Annotated in this window: 9 protein-coding genes; 1 reads left to right on the forward strand and 8 read right to left on the reverse strand. The window is 68.4% G+C overall.

What is annotated here, in order from left to right; all coding sequences use genetic code 11:
• Positions 1 to 65: 65 nt before the first annotated feature.
• From MQV74_RS02305 to vanH, 6 genes are all read right to left on the reverse strand, one after another.
• The gene (locus MQV74_RS02305; protein ID WP_242714308.1) at positions 66 to 9,488 is read right to left on the reverse strand and encodes a non-ribosomal peptide synthetase; all 9,423 of its coding nucleotides are present in this window, start codon (positions 9,486 to 9,488) and stop codon (positions 66 to 68) included.
• On the reverse strand, positions 9,485 to 11,443 hold the full coding sequence (locus MQV74_RS02310) for an ABC transporter ATP-binding protein (protein ID WP_242728487.1): 1,959 nt from the start codon (positions 11,441 to 11,443) through the stop codon (positions 9,485 to 9,487). Before MQV74_RS02310 ends, MQV74_RS02305 begins: the two co-directional genes overlap by 4 nt.
• A gap of 745 nt (positions 11,444 to 12,188) precedes the next feature.
• Positions 12,189 to 12,860, reverse strand: coding sequence for a hypothetical protein (locus tag MQV74_RS02315; RefSeq protein ID WP_242729394.1), 672 nt, complete (start codon positions 12,858 to 12,860; stop codon positions 12,189 to 12,191).
• Positions 12,826 to 13,434 (reverse strand): D-Ala-D-Ala dipeptidase VanX, encoded by a 609-nt coding sequence (gene vanX, locus MQV74_RS02320; RefSeq protein WP_242714309.1) that lies wholly within the window; start codon positions 13,432 to 13,434, stop codon positions 12,826 to 12,828. The genes MQV74_RS02315 and vanX overlap by 35 nt, the downstream gene beginning before the upstream one ends.
• Positions 13,431 to 14,471 carry a D-alanine--(R)-lactate ligase gene (gene vanA, locus MQV74_RS02325; RefSeq protein ID WP_242714310.1) on the reverse strand — a complete coding sequence of 347 codons (1,041 nt, stop codon included), beginning with the start codon at positions 14,469 to 14,471 and terminating at the stop codon, positions 13,431 to 13,433. The genes vanX and vanA overlap by 4 nt, the downstream gene beginning before the upstream one ends.
• A complete protein-coding gene (gene vanH / locus MQV74_RS02330) occupies positions 14,468 to 15,499 on the reverse strand; it encodes a D-lactate dehydrogenase VanH (protein WP_374120574.1) in 1,032 nt (343 codons plus the stop codon). Before vanH ends, vanA begins: the two co-directional genes overlap by 4 nt.
• A 443-nt stretch (positions 15,500 to 15,942) precedes the next feature.
• Here vanH and MQV74_RS02335 point away from each other — a divergent pair, with 443 nt between their 5' ends.
• Positions 15,943 to 17,298 carry a UDP-N-acetylmuramoyl-tripeptide--D-alanyl-D-alanine ligase gene (locus MQV74_RS02335; protein WP_242714311.1) on the forward strand — a complete coding sequence of 452 codons (1,356 nt, stop codon included), beginning with the start codon at positions 15,943 to 15,945 and terminating at the stop codon, positions 17,296 to 17,298.
• Between the two features lie 210 nt (positions 17,299 to 17,508).
• On the opposite strand, the gene MQV74_RS02340 is transcribed toward MQV74_RS02335, so the two are convergent.
• Together MQV74_RS02340 and MQV74_RS02345 are read right to left on the reverse strand one after the other, a co-directional pair.
• Positions 17,509 to 18,630, reverse strand: a complete 1,122-nt coding sequence (locus tag MQV74_RS02340) for a sensor histidine kinase (protein ID WP_242714312.1) — start codon at positions 18,628 to 18,630, stop codon at positions 17,509 to 17,511.
• On the reverse strand, positions 18,623 to 19,318 hold the full coding sequence (locus MQV74_RS02345) for a response regulator transcription factor (protein ID WP_242714313.1): 696 nt from the start codon (positions 19,316 to 19,318) through the stop codon (positions 18,623 to 18,625). The genes MQV74_RS02340 and MQV74_RS02345 overlap by 8 nt, the downstream gene beginning before the upstream one ends.
• Between the last annotated feature and the right edge of the window lie 50 nt (positions 19,319 to 19,368).

Genomic DNA, 19,368 nt, shown 5'->3' on the forward strand with positions numbered 1-19,368 from the left:
CGGCCGCTCACCCGTACATGGAGGAGAGCCGCGCACAGCGTGTCGTCACATGAGGAGGACAGGTCTCACTGGTGGTCGAACTCGGCCTCGAATGCGTCGATCTCCTCCTGGTCCAGGTCGAGGAGGTCGACGCCGGAGGGGATCTCCGCGCCCGCACCGGGGTCGTCCGTGCCCAGCTCCACGACCGTCGCGATGCCCGCAGGCGTCCGGTGCTCGAACACCTCCCGCGGGCCGAAGACCATGCCGTCACGGTGGGCCCGCGCCGCCAGCTGCATCGAGAGAAGCGAGTCCCCGCCCAGCTCGAAGAAGCTGTCGTCCGCACCGACCCGCGGCAGTCCGAGCACCTCGGCGAACAGATCACACAGCATCCGTTCGACCTCGGTGACCGGCTCCCTGTCGGACACGCGTCCGCTGAAGTCGGGCTCCGGCAGCGCCTTGCGGTCGACCTTCCCGTTCGCTGTCACGGGCAGCGCGTCGAGCACCACCACGGCCGCCGGCACCATGTATTCCGGCAACCGGGCCGCCACGCCCTCGCGCACCGCGACGGCGTCCACCGCGGCCTTTCCGGCAGGGGTCACGTACCCCACGAGGCGTTCGCCGGCATGACTGGCGCGGACCACCGCCACCGCCTGCCCCACCGACTCCTGCGCCAGCAGCGCCGCCTCGACTTCACCCGGCTCGATGCGGAAGCCGCGCACCTTCACCTGGTCGTCGACACGACCGACGAAGACCAACTCCCCTTCCGGGTTCCACCAGACCAGGTCCCCGGTCCGATACATCCGCTCGCCCGAGCCGAACGGATCGGCTACGAATCGAGCCGCGGTCAACCCCGCTCGGCCCAGGTACCCCCGCGCCACACCCACACCGGCTATGTACAACTCGCCCACCGCACCCGGTGGCACCAACCGCATCCACGCGTCCAGGACGAGCGCCCGGGTATTCGCGGTCGGATACCCGATCGGCGGAATCTCATCACCGTCCGGAATGTCCCGGCCGATCGTCATGGCGATCGTGGCCTCGGTCGGCCCATAGGTGTTGATCATCCGGCGCCCGGGCGACCACCGGTGCACGAGTTCAGGAGGACACGCCGCCACGCCCAGTACCAGGCACGGCAGTACCGAGTCGGGTGATGCGGGCACGGTGGCCAGCACGGGGGGCGGGATCAACGCATGGCTGATCTCCCGGCTCGCCAGCACCTCGGCCAGCTCTCCACCGGCCACCACGCCCTCGGGCGGAACCACCAGTGCCGCACCGCCACCGATGGCCATGAGCAGTTCCAGCACCGAGACGTCGAAACTCGGCGACGCCAAGGCCAGGACCCGGCTCCGGGTGGTCAGATCCAGCCGTTCGACCAGGCTGCTGGCCAGACTGGCCAAACCGGTGTGGGTGACCACGACGCCTTTGGGTTTTCCGGTGGAGCCGGAGGTGTAGATGAGGTAAGCCGCATTTTCGGGCACTGCCCGCGACCGCACCGGATCGGTGGGGTACCCACTGACCGCACGCACCACCGACTCGTCCACCACGACCGCCGGTCGCGCGTCGGCGAGGATGTAGTCGATGCGCGCCTGGGGGTAGTTCGCGTCGATGGGCAGCCAGGCGGCGCCGGCTTTGGTGACACCGAGGACGGCGATCACCAGTTCCAGGCAGCGGGGCAACATGATCGCGACCCGGTCCTCGGTTCCGACGCCGTGGTCGATGAGCCAGTGGGCGAACTGGTTGGCGCGGACGTCGAGCTGGGCGTAGGTCAGCGACTGGTTCTCGAAGATCGCCGCGGTCGCCTCAGGGGTGGCGGCGACCCGTGCGGCGAACAGCTCCGGCAGCGTCTGGGCCGGCACCTCCACCGCGGTGTCATTGCGCACCCGCAGCTGTCGCCGCTCGGAGTCGGTCAGGATCGGCACCACGGACAGCGGCACCCGCGGAGCGGCCACGAGGGCTTCGAGCACCTGCGTGAATCGATCCAGTACGGCGTCGGCCTGCGCGGCGGTGACCAGCTCCGGCTGGCGTTCAAGGCGCAGTTGCAGGCCGTCGGCCGGGATGGCCGTCAGTGCCAGGGGATAGTGGGTGGAGTCGGCATCCGTCACACCTCGCACCCGCAGCCGATCCGGTTCCGCGTCGGCGGCCGCGTCATCGGTCGCAGCAGGCTTGGGGTAGTTCTCGTAGACGAAGAGGGTGTCGAACAGCTGCCCGAGCCCGACGGCGTGCTGGATGTCGGCCAGCCCGAGGTGGTGATGAGCCAGCAGCGCTGTCTGCTCGCTCTGCAATCGCCGCACCAGCTCGGCGAAGGTGTGCTGCGGCTCCATCCGCACCCGGACCGGGACGGTGTTGATGAAGAGTCCGACCATGGTCTCGATCCCGGGAAGCTCGGCCGAGCGCCCGGACACCACCGAGCCGAACACCACGTCGTCGCGACCGGTCATCGCCGCGAGGACCACCCCCCACACCGCCTGCAGCAGTGTGCTGACCGTGACGCCGAACTCGCGGGCCCGCGCCACCAGGGCCTCGAAGAACGCCTCGTCCAGCGCACCCCATATCTGTTCGGACATCTGGACCGGCACCGGCCGGTCCGCCGCGACCAGAGTCGGCTCCGGCAAGCCGGCCAGGGCGTCGCGCCATGCGGCGCTCGCAGCGTCTCGATCGGTTCCGCTCAACCAGGCCAGGTACTGCCCGTACGGTGTCACCGGCGCCAGCGCGAGCGGATCCGCTCCGTTGTCGTACAGCTTGAACAGTTCGTCCAGCAGCAGGTGTATCGACCAGCCGTCGAGCAGGATGTGGTGAGAGGTCAGCACCAGCTGGTACCGGTCCGGCCCCACCACGATCACCATGAACCGCAGCAGCGGGGGCCGGGCGAGCACGAACGGCTTCGCCCGTTCGGCCGCGGCCACCATTACCGCTTCGGCCTGCGGATCTACCGATTCCGCCACGTCCACCTGGGTCAACGGCACCTTCACGGTGCCGGCGATCACCTGGTAGGGGACCCCGGCGGCGCTGTGCCGGAAGCCGGCACGGAGATTGGCGTGCCGCTCCAGCAGCCCGCGCACCGACTTCCGCAGCAGCCGCATGTCCAGCGGGCCGGTCAGGTCCAGCACCGCCTGTGCGGTGTAGACGTCGACGCCATCGCCTACGTAGCCGGCGTGGAAGGCCAGGCCGTGCTGCAACGGGGAGAGCGGCAACACCTCGGCCAAGCCACCGGCACCCGAGTGCTCGGCCTCAAGGGCCTCGATCTCGTGCTGCTCCAGGTCGACGAGAGCGAAGTCGGACGCGGTGTGTCCGCCTGCGGCAGGGTCAGCCGCCTGTCGGGCCAATCCGGACAACATGTCCAGCCACTCCTGGCCCAGTCGTTCGATCTCGGCCTCGTCGAGCAGATCGTCGGGCCATTCCAGCGTGAGGGTCAGCTGCGGACCGTCCGGCAGGTCCTGGACGATCGCGTTGGCGTCCACCGCGTGCGGCAATTTTGTGCTCGCGTCCATCGAACTGCCGATGTCCCCGGCCAGCTGCCACGCCCGACCGTCGTTCTGGTCCCCCACGGCGAACCGGCCCAGGTAGTTGAACCCGATCCGGGGCGACGGCAATGCCGCGAGAACCGGTCCGGTCTCACCGTTGAGATGGCGCAGCAACCCGTAGCCGAGCCCATCGCCGGGCACCGCCCGCGACTGCTCCTTGACCGCCTTCAGCAGGCGCCCGGCCGCCGGGCCACCGGTGAGCACATCCGCCAGGTCGACCCCCGCCACATCCAGCCGCACCGGGTGCACGCTGGTGAACCAGCCCACTGTCCTGGACACATCCATCCCGTCGACGGGATGACGGCCATGGCTCTCCACATCCACCAACAGCGCGTCGACGCCGTGCCACCGGGCCACCGCCCCGGCCAGCCCGGCCAGCAGGACTTCATGTGCCCCGCAGTGGAACACCCCCGGTGCCCGTCCCACCAGCACGGACGTGTCCGCCTTCGGCGCGACCCAGGACCGCGAGCGCACCACACCGACCGCGTCCCGGCCCGTGGTCAGCTCGGGCGCACCGACCGGTTGATCCTGCTGACCGACGATCGCCTTCCACGCCGGCAACTCGCCGACCCGCTCCTCGGAGACCGCCCACTCATCCAGCAGCCCTGCCCACCGCCTGAACGACACCCCTGCGGGTTCCACCACCGGGTCCCGCCCGGCGGCCACCGCCTCGCAGGCGGCCTGGAGATCCGGCAGCAGGACCCGCCACGACACCCCGTCGACCGCCAGGTGATGCACCACCAGCACCACCCGCCCCAGCCGATCCGGACCCCCGTCCACCCATACCGCCTGCACCACCACACCCGCAGCGGGGTCGAGCCGCGCCACCGCCTCCCGCGCGGCGTTCTCCACGACCTCGTCCAGCGCACGTCCGCCAGCCTCCACGCGCGTCACCAACCCGGACGGATCCACCGACCCGGGCTCACCCACCACCAACCGCCCCGGCTCCACCCGCACACGCAACATGTCATGGGAATCCACCAGCGCCGAAAGACCGGCCGCCAGCACGTCCTCCGCCAGATCCGGCGGCGCGCCCACCACCGCCCACTGGGCGAACCCCGCGCCCACGACCCCGTCCCCCAGCATCCGCATGACCGGCGTCCACGCGACGCCACCCACACCGTCGGCCGCGGGGACGTGGTCACCGTGCGGCAGCGGCGATTCAGCCGTCAGCTGTGCGAGCCGCTCCGGTGTCCTGCACGCGAAGACATCCCGCGAGGTGAACGTCAACCCGGCATGCCGCGCCCGCGACGCCAGCTGCATCGAGAGGATCGAATCCCCGCCCAGTTCGAAGAAGCTGTCGTCCGCACCGACCCGGTCGAGACCGAGCACCTCGGCGAAGAGGCCGCACAACACCCGCTCGGCCGCCGTGGCCGGCTCCCGTCCCGCGGTCGCGGCGGCGAAGTCGGGATCAGGCAGCGCGCCCCGGTCGATCTTCCCGTTCGCCGTCACCGGCAGGGCATCCAGCGCTATCACCGCCGCAGGCACCATGTGCTGAGGCAGCCGAGAGGCAAGCCCCACGCGCACCGCGTGCGGATCGATGTCGCTGGGTGAAACATAGGCCAGCAGTCGGTCCGCGCGGACGGTCACCGCGGCTTGGGAGACCCCTGGGTGGTCGGCCAGAGCAGACTCGATCTCGCCGGGTTCGATCCGGAACCCCCGGACCTTGACCTGGTCATCGGCCCTTCCGGCGAACACCAGCTCGCCCTGGCTCGTCCAGTACGCCAGGTCCCCTGTCCGGTACATCCGCTCGCCAGGGGCGAGCGGATCAGCCACGAACCGCTCCGCCGTCAGCCCCGCGCGACCCAGATAGCCGCGGGCCAACCCGATTCCGGCCACGTACAGTTCACCGACGATCCCCGGCGGCAACGGCAGCAGGAACGCGTCCAGCACATAACAACGGCTCCCCGCGATCGGCGTCCCGATCGGGACCACGTCCCGGCCCGCCGCCAACGGCGTACTCATCGCCGCGCACACCGTGGCCTCGGCCGGCCCGTAGGCGTCGATCAGCCGCAGCCCCTCCGACCAGCGATCCACCAGGCTCGGCGGGCAGGCCTCCCCCGCCACCACCACCGTCTGCAACTCGTCCGGCAAGACGTCGACCGTGCCCAGCACCGACGGCGGAACCGTCACGTGCGTGACCTGCCACCGTTCCAGCGCCTCGGTCAGCGACACCTGCGGCGGCAGATCCCGCGCCGGCGCCATGACCAGCGTCGCCCCCGACAACAAGGCCATCAACACCTCGGACACCATGGCGTCGAAGCCCAGTGCCGCGAACTGCAGGACCCGTGAGGACGGCGTCACACCGAAGCGATCGATCTGCGCCGCCGCGAGGTTGCCGAGCCCCGCGTGGGAGACGACGACCCCCTTCGGAGCGCCTGTCGACCCCGACGTATACATCACGTACGCCGCGTCACCCGGGCCCGCCTGCGGCCATCCCGCGTCCGAGCGCTCCGCCGGATCGGCCTCGCCGACCACTACCAGTCGATCCGCGAACTCCTCGGGCACGGCCGACCGTGTGGTTCCGACGCACACCACCGACACCGGATCGGCATCGTCCAGGATCCACTTCACGCGTTCGGCCGGATACGCCGGGTCCACCGGAACGAACGCGCCGCCCGCCAATGACACGCCCAGTATCCCGACCAGCCACCAGGAGGACCGCTCCACCACCACGCCCACCCGGTGCTCCGGCCCGACCCCGCGGGCCCGCAGCACAGCGGCCAGTCCCACCGCCCGGTCCCACAGCTGCCCGAACGACAGCTCACCTTCAGCGTCCACCACCGCCACGTCGTGCGAGCGCTCCCTCACCACCCGCCTCACCAAGGCAGGCAGTGACTCCCCCGCCGCCAACGCCGGGGCCGGCTCATGCGCCTGCCCCTCGGCCATGCCGACCCGCCCCACCAATCCGGACGGATCAGCGACCAGCGCGGCGAGCGTGTCGACGAACCACTGGAGGGCCGACTCCGCGACGCTCTCCCGGATCTGCCCGCGCCAGTAGCTGAGCTGGATCCGGAAGTGATCTCCCGGGATGATGCCGAGAGTCAGCGGATAGTGGGTCCCCTCGACCGTGCCCAGATACGTGAACTGGCCTGCGAAATCGCGCGGATAGTTCTCGAACACCAGCAACGTGTCGAAGGTCGCGCCGGCGCCGGCCGACTTCTGGATCTCCGGCAGCCCCAGGTGCTGGTGCGGGATCAGGGCCGCCTGCCTGCGCTGCACCGCGGTGAGCATGTCTATGACTGATTGCCCGCCGTCCAGAGGCACCCGGACCGGCACCGTGTTCATCATGAGGCCCGGCATCGACTCCACACCCGGGAGCTCCGCGGGACGGCAGGCGACCGTGGCGCCGAAGACCACGTCGGTCCGGCGCAGAAGCCGCGCCAGAACCATCGCCCACGCACCCTGTACCACCGTGTTCAGCGTAAGGCCGTGGTCGCGGGCCAGCCGCGTCAGCCGGGTGTGGAGATCCGTGGGCAGGTGGACGACGTGGTGGTCGTAGTCCGCCACGGGGGCCGCTGTCGCGACCAGCGCGGGCTCGCCCAGACCGGACAGCTCCGCCCGCCAGGCCGCACGTGCCGCGTCCTTGTCCTGCCGGTCGAGCCAGGCCAGGTAATCCCGGTAGGAGGCCGAACCCGCCCGTTCCGGGGGCTGCCCGCCGGCCGCGTACGCCTCGGCCGCCTCGTTGAGGATGACCGCCACCGACCAGCCATCGATGAGCGTGTGGTGAATGACGACCAGCAGGCGGTGCCGGTCCTCCGCGACGCGCATCAGCACCAGCCGGGCCAGGGGGGCCTCGGCGAGATCGAAACGCTTCTTCTGTTCCTGTACGACCAGGGCGTCGACGGCCGCGTCGACGTCGTCGGCACCCGTCAGATCCACCTCCTGCCACGGCAAGGTGACGTGCCGGTGGACGACCTGCACCGCCTTGCCCGACGGGAGCCGATGGAAGCTGGGCCGAAGCTGGGGGTGCCGGGCGAAAACCGCTTCCCATGTGGCCCGCAGCCGGGGTACGTCCAGCGGTCCGCTCAGCTCCACGAGCCAGTGCACCTGGTAGATGTCGCGCCCCTGGTCACCGAGGCCCTGGTCGTCGAGGGTCGACTGGAAGAGCAACCCCTCCTGGAGCGGTGCGAGGGGCCAGACCTCCTCCGCCTCCGCGTGGGCGATCGCCAGGTCCGCCTCGTCTTCCGCGGTGAGGGCGATCAGCGGCTGGTCGGCGGGGCTATCAGCGGGTACGGCACGCGCGACGGCCGCCAGGCGTGCGGGCGTCTGCTCCTCCAGGATCTGGGCGGGCGTCAGCAGCAGGCCTGCTTTGACCGCGCGTGCCGCCATGCGCATCGCGACGATCGAGTCTCCGCCCAGCTGGATCAAACCGTCGTCGGCCCCGACTCGTTCCAGGCCGAGCAGTTCGGCGTAGAGATCGCACAGAACACGCTCCGGCTCGGTCACCGGTTCGCGGCCGGTTGCGTTCGCCGCGAACTCGGGCGCGGGCAGCGCCGCTCGGTCCACCTTGCCGTTGGCGGTCAGGGGCAGTGCGTCCAGCACGATGACAGCCGCCGGAATCATGTACTCCGGCAGTTCGGCCGCGAGACGCTCGCGGATGAGGTCGGGATCCGCGTCCCTGTCCGCCACCACATAGCCGATCGGACGCCCGTCGAGCGCCACAAGGACGGCGTCGTCGACGCCCGGCTGAGCCGTCAGCGCGGCCTCGATCTCGCCGGGCTCGATCCGGTATCCGCGGATCTTCACCTGGTGATCGATCCGGCCCGCGAACAGCAGGTCACCGTCCGCGGTCCACTGGGCGAGGTCCCCGGTCCGGTACATCCGTCCACCCGGCACCTGACCGTCACCGCCCTCGGAGGCGCTGTCGGGTGCGTACGGATCCGCCACGAACCGCTCCGCCGTCAGATCCGGCCGGTTCAGGTAGCCGTCCGCCAGACCGGCACCGGAGAGGTACAGCTCACCGACCACACCCGGGCCCACGGGCCGCAGCAACTCGTCGAGCACGTGAGCCCGGCGGCCCGGCAGGGACCGTCCGATCGGCAGCGTCGGGCCCATCTCGTCACCTGGTTCGAGCACGTGCCACGTCGCCCACACCGTCGCTTCGGTCGGGCCGTACAGGTGCCGGATCCGCGCTCGGGGACAGGCCTCCCGCACCCTGCGCACCGCGTGCGCGGGCACCAGGTCACCACCGGTCTGCACCTCATGGAGCCCCGCGAAGGACTCCGGCGACTCCTCCGCCACAGCACGGAAGTTCCCGGCGGTCAGATACGCCCGCGTCACCCCGGCCGCGACCAACTCCCGCAGGCGCTGGGCGTCGACCGGCCCCGGCCCCGCGATCATCACACGGGCGCCCCACGCCAGCGGCACCCAGATCTCGAACATGGACGCGTCGAAGGCGTACGGCGCGTGCATGAGGACCGCGTCGCCGGGCTCCATCGCCCAGCCTGGGCTCTCCACCAGCTCCACAAGGCTCCGGTGCGGGATGGCCACCCCCTTCGGGGCGCCCGTCGAGCCGGAGGTGTACATCACATAAGCCAGGTCGCCCGGGTGCACCGTGACCGCCGCCGCGTCGCACGCGCCTTCGTCCGTGGCAGCGTCCACCTCGATGGACTCGACCCCGTCCGGTACGCCGCCGCGCGCCGCGGCCGAACACACCATCAGGGCCACGTCGGCATCCGCCACCATGAACGCCACTCGCCTCGATGGATAGGCGGCATCCACCGGGACGTACACGGCCCCCGCCTTCCAAATGGCGAGCGTCGCCACGAGCAGGTCGGGCGAGCGGTCCATCATGACCGCGACGCGGTCGCCCCGGCGGATGCCCCGATGGGCCAGGCGTCCGGCCAGCCGGTCCGCTCGGTCATCGAGTTGCCGATACGTCAGAACCTGATCACCGTCGACGACGGCCACCGCGTCGGGCGTCCGGTCGACATGCGAGGCGAACAGCTCCAACACCGTCGGTGTGGCTTGCGCTGTGGAATTCATCGTTCTCCTTCACGGACCACCTGATGCACCGACCGGAGTGCCATGTCCGGCCCGAGCCCGGTGCCGGTTTCGGCGGGCTCGGTGCCGTTGTCTCCCGGCTTGACGAACTGCGTGTGATAAAGCTCGGCGTAGAGGCCGCCCTCGGCCAGCAACTCCTCGTGCGTCCCGCGCTCGCGGACGTGTCCGCCGTCGATCACGAGAATCTGGTCGGCCTCGCGGATCGTGGACAACCGGTGGGCGATCACCAGCGAGGTACGGCTGCGCAGGGCGGTCTTGAGTGCCCGCTGGACGGCAGCCTCCGACTCGGAGTCCAGATGCGCGGTGGCTTCGTCAAGGACGACGACCGAGGGCGCCTTCAACAGCAGCCGGGCGATGGCCAGTCGTTGCTTCTCCCCGCCCGACATGCGGTAGCCGCGGTCGCCCGAGACGGTGTCGAGCCCACTGGGGAGGGACTCGATCAGATCCCAGATCTGGGCCCCTTTGCACGCCTCGATCAGCTCGTCCTCGGTGGCGGCCGGGCGAGCGTAGAGAAGGTTCTCCCGGATCGTGTCGTGGAAGAGGTAGGTGTCCTGGCTGACCACCCCTACCGTTTCGCGGAGCGAGTCGAAGGTGAGGTCCCGCAGGTCGTGCCCGCCGACGCGGACCGTGCCCGAGTTCGAGTCGTACAGCCGGGACACCAGGTGGGTGATGGTGCTCTTCCCCGCGCCGGACGGGCCGACGAGCGCGGTGAGGGTGCCGGCCCGCACGTGAAAGCTCACGTCGCGCAGGACGTCCGGCGTCACCTTCCCGCGCTCGCGATCGGACCGCAGATGCTCCAGGGACGCCAGTGAGACCTCGTCCGCAGTGGGATAGCGGAACGACACGTTCTCGAACGCGATGTCCGGCGCCACGTTCTTCGCGAGGGCGACCGCGTCGGGGCGTTCCTGGATCAACGGCTTCAGATCGAGCAGCTCGAAGACCCGGGAGAAACTCACCACGACGGTCTGCGCGACCTGCTGCATCCCGGACAGCTGGGTGATCGGCCCGAACAGTCGCTGGAGCAGGGTGGCGATGGCGATCAGCGTGCCGAGCTGGAAGGCCCCGTCGAGTACGAGTCCACCACCGATCCCGTAGACGATCGCCGTGGCGAGCGAGGCCATCAGCGTCATCATCACGAAGGCCATCCGGCCCCAGACGGACAGTTTCACACCGATCTTGCGGATCCTGTCGGCACGATCCGTGAGTTCGGCCATCTCCTCGTCCGGACGGCCGAAGAGCTTGGAGAGCATCGCCCCCTGCACGTTGAACCGCTCCTGAAGCCGTCCGCCGAGGCCGGTGTTCTCGTCCATCTGCTGTCCGGTGCGCCGCTGTATCACCCGCCCCACGTGGACCCAGGGCACGATGAACATCGGAACCAGCGCCAGCGTGATGAGCCCGACGAGCCACGACAGGTAGAACAGCTCGGCCAGCACCACCACTACCATGACCGCACTGGTGGCCGCCATCAGCAGGCCGCTGAACTGCTGCTGAGCCATGATCAGTTCGGTGTGCAGCCGACCGACCAGCACCCCCGTCTGGGTGCGCGTGAAGAACGCGAGCGGCAGCCGCCGGACGTGGTCGAGCGCCTGGACCCGGAGGTCGTAGGTGATCACCTGCCCGATCCGCCCGGAGATGTAGGCGGACACCAGCGACAACCCCGCGCCGAGCACGGCGAGGCCGGCGGCCAGGCACGCCATCAAGATCACGACCCCGCGGTCGTTCTTGACGATGCCGTTGTCGACCAGCTCCCTCAGCAGCAAGGGAGTTGCGGCGACGGTCAGCGCCTCCATCGTGGCGACCACACCGAAGAGCGCCACGGTGCGGATGTGCGGGCGAAAGTAGGCGAGCACTCGGCGCACCGTCCCCGGGTGGATCGTGGTCTGCCAGGGATCGGGATCGTCATCGCTCTTCCTCACCCCCTGATAGCGCAACACCATTTCCACGCAGGTGCCCCTCTCACACGACTCACGAAGCCAGCGAAGCCCAATCGTGCTGAATCACGTCGATGTCCACGAGTGAGTCCAACTGAACACTTCTGGCACTTGGACGCATCTACCGGTGTCTGTGCCGCACGGCTGCCGCGGCACGGTTGACCACCACGGTCACCCTCCCGACCTGGACCTCGTCGGCTTGCCGCCGCATGGCGCAGGAGGAAAGGAGCAGCCCCGGAATTCTTGCTCGATTGTTTCTGGGGCCGCGGGCAGCGCGAAGTACACCGGAATCCGGGCGGGAAGGTCCGCATCCGGATGGAAGGGCCCGCGGGCACTCGCCGTCAGCTCACCGAGCCGTTTCAGCCGGGCGCCGCGCGTATACGACCCGCCCAGGTGAGGGTGGGCCTTGGCCAAGCGATCGTCAAGAGCGTCGCCAGGCACACGACGGAGCTTCCGCCCTCAACCCGGGGCTGTCGGCGGGCCCTGCGTCGCGCGGTGACCGCCCGCCGCTCGGTGGTCGTGATCGCACGCGTCGGCGACGGCCGTGACGCGGTCACGAGAGGGGTACGCGCCGAGCCGCGGGCTGGACTGCGCATGTGGTCCAGGCCGCGGACGGTGTAGAAGGCGGTGGTCTGCGTCGCGGGTTCCTTCCCGACGCGTCGCGTCGGGAAGGTTCATCGTGGGCTGTGTGCACCCCGCCGAGTGGCCGCCGGTGGCGACGGGCGCGGTGCCGGTTCACTTGGCCTCACGGTCACGCGCTGACCAGGATTCCTCGTCCTGCGTAGAACCGCTCGAAGACGCGCATGGGCAGCGACGCGGATTCTGCGTTGTGGGAGTAGCCCGACGGGTTATGGAACCGTACGACCCCGCCGCGGACCGCATGAATCAGCACGAGGTGCCCTCCCTGTCGCGGTTCGTGGGTTCTCGGGTCGCGAATCTCAGGAGACACCGAAGCGATCAGGACCTGCCCGGGGTGCACCGCTCGGGCGGACGCCTGCAACGGCGTCCGCTCGACCAGTTGGCATGTGAAGCCGAATTGTGAGCTGACCCAGGACATGAACGGCCGGTATATCAGTCCTTGGACCTTGCCCTGGGGTTCCACCACGTAGCAACCCCAGTCGAGGGCCTGCGCGAGGAGTTCACGCATCGGCAGTCGGACATCCGTCCAGCCATGGAGCAGGGACTGCAGGCAGGCCAAGCCGCATATTTTGCGGGACCAGAACAGGTACTCCTCGCGCGAGTGGTATCCGTCGGAGGCCCAGTCGTGCAGTTGCGAGGGACCGGTGCGCCTCAGAAAGACGTCGACACCCGATGGTGCGGCACGCTGGATGACGACCTCGTCGTTCCGGTCCAGGCTTCCCCACTGAGAGACGTAAGGGAGGCTTCTGTCATGTGATGGGAAAGTCGAAATAGACATCTGCATACGGCTCGCTTTCCAGCGTGTAGTGCCACCACTCGCTGTCGTAGCGAGTAAATCCACAGTCCTCCATGATGGAGCAAAGGCACTCGCGGTTCTCCGCTTCGATGGGCTCTATGCCTTCTGCTCCATGATGCGAGATCGAGTCCATGAGGTCGTGGCCACCACCCATGCAGGCACTTTCTCCGGTGGCAAGGTGATAGAGCGTCAAGTCGACGGAACTGCCGCGGCTGTGCCCCGACTTGGCGGCCACATATCCTTTGTCGAAAAGCTCGGACCTCTCGATGTTGGGGTAGTGGCGCCGCTTTGTCCGACCGTCCTCCGGCTGTTCTGACCAGCGCCGGAAGAAGTCGACGGCGCGCTGCGGACGGTATCCGTCCCAGACGAGCAAGCCGAAGCCATGGGTGGCGGCTTTTTCCTGTGCTCGCCCCAGGGCTGCGCACAAGGCTCTGGTGCCGACTATCCGATTCACCAGGTATCCGTCCACCGGCTGTCCGGTGAAGTTGTGCCGGGTGGCGTACTTGGCGTCCCAGCGGATGCCGGGCACCAGCTCGTCCAGGTAACCGAAGTCACCGTTCATCGCTTTTCCCGGTCCAGTGTCATTGAGACGAGCCGATCGAGGACGTCGGAAAGCGGCATCCCCGCGGCGGCCATCATCCGGGGGTAGCGGCTGTAGGAGGTCATGCCGGGAAAGGTGTTGACTTCGTTGAGTACCACCTGGCCGTCGTCCTGGAGGAACAGGTCCACGCGGGCGAGCCCCCGGCAGCCCAGTGTGCGGTAGATGTTCTTGGCGCTCTCCTGGACGAGCTGACGGGCTTCTTCGGAGATGTCGGCGGGAACGATGAACGTCGAGTTGTCCGAACCGGTCTCGGGTGAGGCCTCCTGGTGGATCCTGAAGAATCCGTGCGAGAGGGCTACGCGGTCCACCTCGCCCGCGATCAGGGCGGAGGAGTCCCCCAGGATCGCGCAGCCGATCTCGCTGCCGGTCACAGTCTCTTCGATCAGGACCTTCGAGTCGTACTGTCGTGCGGCGTCCAGTGCGCCCGGCAGGTCCTCCGCACCGGAAACCTTGTTGACGCCGAAAGACGAGCCCGAACGGGCCGGCTTCACGAAGACCGGGTAAGGAAGCTGGTCGGCGTCGACCTTCTCGTTCTCCGTGACCACCCAGAAGTTCGGCGTGGCGATGCCCGCGCTCTTGGCGACGGTGTAGGTCAGGGACTTGTCCATGCAAATGGCAGAGCTCTGGATATCGCAGCCGACATAGGGAACGCCGGACAGCTCCAACAGGCCCTGGATCGCCCCGTCCTCGCCGAGTGTGCCGTGCAGAACGGGCAGCACGAGGTCCAGACGAACCACTTCGAATCGTTCCTGCTCCAGGACGAGCAGCCCGTGGACGCTGGGGTCGGGCGACAGCATGACCGGACGAGCGTCCGCGTTCTCCCAGTCCACGCCGGGGGAGTCACAGAGCTGCCAGGCACCGGACTGCGTTATGCCGATCCAGTACGGCTCGTATTTGTCGGCGTCGAGGTTCTTAGCGACCTCTCGGGCGGACTTGACGGAGACGGGGTGTTCCTCGGAAGAGCCCCCGAAGATGATTCCGATCCTCAGCTTGTTCATGCTTTCCTGCTTTCGAAGTCGAGGCAATTGATGAGACTGTTCCTGATGGTGTCGCTCAGTGCGTGGTCGGTGTAATAAGCCGTGTGCGGACTGATGAGAACATTCGGCAGCTCCTGCAGTCGCAACAGCGAGCGGTTCCCGATGGGCTTGTTCCGGCAGTCGGTGTAGAAGATTCCTTCCTCACCGTCGAGGACGTCCAACGCCGCGCCGCCGAGTCTGCCGCTCTCCAACGCCCGAAGAAGAGCTTCGGTATCGATGAGTGGCCCGCGTCCCGTGTTGACGATGAACGCGCCGTTTTTCATCTGTCCGATACGTCGCCGATCGATGAGGTGGCGGGTTTCCGCGGTGAGCGGGGTGTGCAGCGTGACGATGTCACTGTGCCGCAGCAGTTCGTCGATCGGCACGTAATCGGCGGCGGTCTTGGGACGATTGTCGTAGGCAAGCACGTGGCAGCCGAAGCCTCGCAGCCGGTCGATGACCGCTGTGCCGATACGCCCTGTGCCGACCACTCCGACGGTCAGATCGCGCAGCTCTTTGCCGCGTATCTCACTCAGTCGGTAGTCATGAGCATCGGTGCGACGGACGGTGGCCTTCGCGTGACGCACGGCCATGAGCATCAGCATGAGCGTGTAGTCGGCCACGCTGTCGGGAGAATACGCCACGTTCCCGACGGAGATACCGACACTTTCCGCGTGGCTCACGTCGATGTGGTTGTATCCGACGCTTCGTGTGGAGAGATACTCCACACCGGCGCGGCTCAGTGCGCTGAGCGTGGCCCGCGTGACTCGCGTCTTGTGGCCGATGCTGATGCATCGGTTCCCGACTGCCAGGTCGATATTGGCTTCGGATACCGCTGCCTTCGTGATGGTCGGCACCACGCCAAAGCGAGGCGCTATTTCTCGGAAGAGAAGGGCCTCGTCCTGATCGCACCCATAGACGGTGATTCCCGTTGTCGAGACAGTCCGTGAGGTCGCCACCGGCGCTCGGGTGCGGAACGTCGTCGCTCGTGTCGGTCCGCTGGAACTCATGCCTACCAGTCAAGAGGACCTGGTGTTGCCAGTGCGTATGCGTTTTTTGATACGCCGACGATATGTTGCCGACCGCTCCGGGCGCAGGCCGATGCTCGACTTGCTCCGCGCGGGCGAGTACCCAGCCCATAGCGGATGCCGACGAGGCGAATGCGCAGGCCAACAGCGCTGTTGTCGGCGCGGGTCCTCTCACTGGCGCGGGGCCCCGTCGATCGCACGGGCGAGCCGCCGCGGGCGTGCCTTCGCGGGTGCTGGTCGGCAACATATCGTCCGCGTATCGAAAACTGCATACGCGCTGACAACACCACGCTTCCTTGACTGGAAGGCATGAATTCCAGCGAACCAGTCCCTGCCGTCCGCTGCCTCGCCGGCCCGCCCCCGGTCGCCGTCAATGCGACCGGACGGTTGTCGACGCTTTGCACCGGTCCTTGCGCGGTCCCGGCATGATCCCGCTCAGCCTCGTTGAGATCGCCACAGTAGTCGGCGGGACGGTCGAGGGCGACGACGCCGTGACCGTGACCGCCCCGGCCGTGCTCGACAGCCGACAGGCCGAGCCGGGCGGCCTCTTCGTCGCCTTCGCCGGAGAACACGCCGACGGCCACGACTACGCCGTCCAGGCCGGCCGGGCCGGCGCGGTGGCCGTGCTCGGCTCCCGGCCCACGGCGCTGCCGACCGTCGTGGTCGAGGACGCCACCGCCGCGTTGCAGGCGCTCGCCGCCCACGTCGTGGCGCGGCTGCGCGACCGGCTGACCGTCGTCGGAGTGACCGGATCCCGTGGCAAGACCAGCACCAAGGACCTGCTGGCTGCCGTCCTGTCGAGTTCCGCGCCGACGATCGCCACGGTCGGCTCGCTCAACAACGAACTCGGCATGCCGCTCACCATGCTGCGTGCCGACGAGGCCACGCGGTTCCTCGTCCTTGAGATGGGCGTCCGCCGCATCGGCGACATCACCAAACTCACCGGCCTGGTCGCACCCGACGTCGGTGTCGTCCTCAACGTCGGCCAGGCCCACCTCAGCCATCTCGGGTCGCGCGAGGCGATCGCCCGGGCCAAGGGTGAGCTGGTGCAAGGTCTGGCGCCCGGCGGCACCGCGGTCCTGAACGCCGACGATCCCCGGGTGGCCGCGATGCGCTCGCTCACCGACCGCCCGGTGCTGACGTTCGGCCAGACGGAACGCGCCGGCGTTCGCGTGCTCGACGTGGTCCTTGACCGGCTCGCCCGGCCGTCCTTCACCCTGCGGACCGCCGCTTCCTGGGCTCCGGTCACTCTGCCGCTCGTGGGCGCTCACCAAGCGCTCAACGCGTCGGCCGCCGCGGCGGCGGGGCTGGCGGCCGGTGTCTCCCTCGATGCGGCCGCGGCGGCGCTGCCCACGGTCGCGCTGTCGAAGTGGCGCTTGGAGCTACGCGACCTCGCCGACGGCGTGACGCTGCTCGACGACTCCTTCAACGCCGACCCCGACTCGACTCGTGCCGCCCTGGACACGTTGGCGGCAGTCGAGGGCAAGCGCCGCATCGCCGTCCTGGGCGAGATGCTCGAACTCGGCGACGACAGCGAGGCGCAGCACCACGCCATCGGGGAGTACGCCGCCTTCCGTGCCGACGTGGTGCTCGCGGTCGGCGCCCGGCCGCTCGCCGACGGTGCCGGAGAGCGGGCGGTGGCGCTGGCCGACAACGCCGCAGCCGTCGAGTGGCTGCGCGGCCGACTCACCGCCGGCGATGTGGTGCTCGTCAAGGCCTCCCGCGGGGCACGCCTCGACGAGGTCGCCGCCGCGCTCACGTCCGAGCCCCACCCGCGGTAGTTCCCTGCGTTCCCAGCCTAGGCATCGGTGAACAGTGAGCGTTCTCAGCGCGGTTCCTGATCGGGTGACGCCAGTGAGGTCGAGGTGAGGGCCGCAACGCACAAAGCCCCAACGCGTTGGGGACGGTGTGCGAAGTCTCAATCCATCAGCACAGGAGCCCTGTCGGTTCCCTACCCTGCGGCGCTCGACCTCCCGCATGCCCTCGTCAGGTCAGGCCCGATCGCCACCTGTCTGTGTGTGCGCTGACGCGGCGGGCAGTTGCACCGTGACGCAGAGGCCGCCAGCGGGGCGGGGGGTGAGGGTGAGGGTTCCGTCGTGTGCCTTGGTGATGGTCTTGACGATTGCCAGACCTAGGCCGACACCCGCGTGGCTGCTGTGTATGCGCTCGGTGCCGCGCTGGAATGGCTCGGTGAGTGTCGAGACCAGCTGTGAGGTGAGCTTCTCGCCGGTGTTCTCGACAGTGAGCACGACAGTGTGGGGGCGGACGCTGGTGTTCATCCATACGATGCCCTGTTCAGGCAGGTTGTGGCCGATCGCGTTGTGCAGAAGGTTCATGGCCAGCTGCAGCAGGAGCGCCTGTGAACCAAGGGTGAGAGTCATCTCGCCGGAGGTTTCGATGGTGACGCCCTGCTTTTCTGCCAAGGGGAGGAGCGTTTCAGTGGCTTCTTCCGCCAGGAGGGACAGGTCGACGTGTTCCTTGGTGAATGACCGCTGGTTGGCGCGGCTGAGCAGGAGCAGTGCTTCAGTGAGGTCGATGGCGCGGGTGTTGACCACGCGGAGGCGCTCGAGAAGCTCGCACGTGTCGGCGTTCGGATCGTGGCGGGCCGCGTCGAGAAGCGCCTGCGTGACCGCTAGAGGGGTGCGCAGTTCGTGAGAGGCATTGGACGCGAATCGCTGCTGTTCGGCGACGTGGGCTTCAAGCTGCGCGAGCATGGTGTCGAAGGAGTCGGCGAGTTCACGGAACTCATCTCGGCGGCCCGGTAGGCGGATCCGGTGGGAGAGTGGTCCGTTCGCCACCCTGCGTGTGGCGTCGGTGATGCGTATCAGCGGGGCGAGCATCCGGCCGGCGAGAATCCAGCCGCCCACGAGACCGAACACCAGCAGGAACGCCAGCGCCAGGATTCCCGCCGGGACAAAGACGACGGGGCCGAAATTGCTGGGGTCGAAGACGCGTAGGAAGTCGGATCGATCGGGGACGCTCAAGCTGTTCGACCTGCCCCGCAGAAGGAACACCCACGCGGCGGTGAGCAGCAAGGCGCCCGCGATCACAAGGAATCCGGCGTAGCTGAGGGTGAACTTGAGGCGGACGCTCAACCCTTGCCGTCTATCCACGGGCCGCTCCCCCGCCATCGGCGTCCGGCCCTGCGTCGATGCGGTAACCGACCCCGGGCACGGTGGCGATCAGCCAGGGCTCGCCAAGACGTTTGCGCAGGGCCGAGACCGTGATGCGTACGGCGTTGGTGAACGGATCGGCGTTCTGATCCCACGCTCGCTCCAGCAACTCCTCTGCGCTGACGGCGCCGCCTTCGGCAGCCACGAGGACTTCGAGCACGGCGAACTGCTTCCTGGTCAGTGCGATGTAGCGGCCCTCGCGGTAGACCTCGCGGCGGAACGGATCCACGCGCAAGCCCGCGACCTCTCGCACAGGTGGCCTGTTGTGCGCTCGCCTGCGGTTGAGTGCTCTGAGCCTGAGCACGAGTTCGCGAAGTTCGAAAGGCTTGGTGAGGTAGTCGTCGGCGCCGATCTCGAACCCCGTGGCCTTGTCATCGAGCCGGTCGGCAGCGGTCAGCATGAGGATCGGCATGCCGCTGCCGGAGGCGACGATGTGTTTGGCGATTTCGTCACCGGTGGGTCCCGGGATGTCCCGGTCGAGGACGGCGATGTCGTAAGCATTGGTGCTCAGCATCTCCAGAGCGGCATCACCGTCCCCGGCGATGTCAGCCGCGATCGCTTCCAGGCGCAACCCATCGCGGATGGCCTCTGCCATGTAGGGCTCGTCTTCGACGACTAATACACGCATAGCCTGATGCTACAAGTCGGTGCATATCGTCGGTATATCGAAAACCGGAT

Origin of the sequence: Streptomyces sp. AN091965 (assembly GCF_022698285.1) — a bacterium.
In the GTDB taxonomy this organism is placed as follows: Bacteria; Actinomycetota; Actinomycetes; order Streptomycetales; family Streptomycetaceae; genus Streptomyces.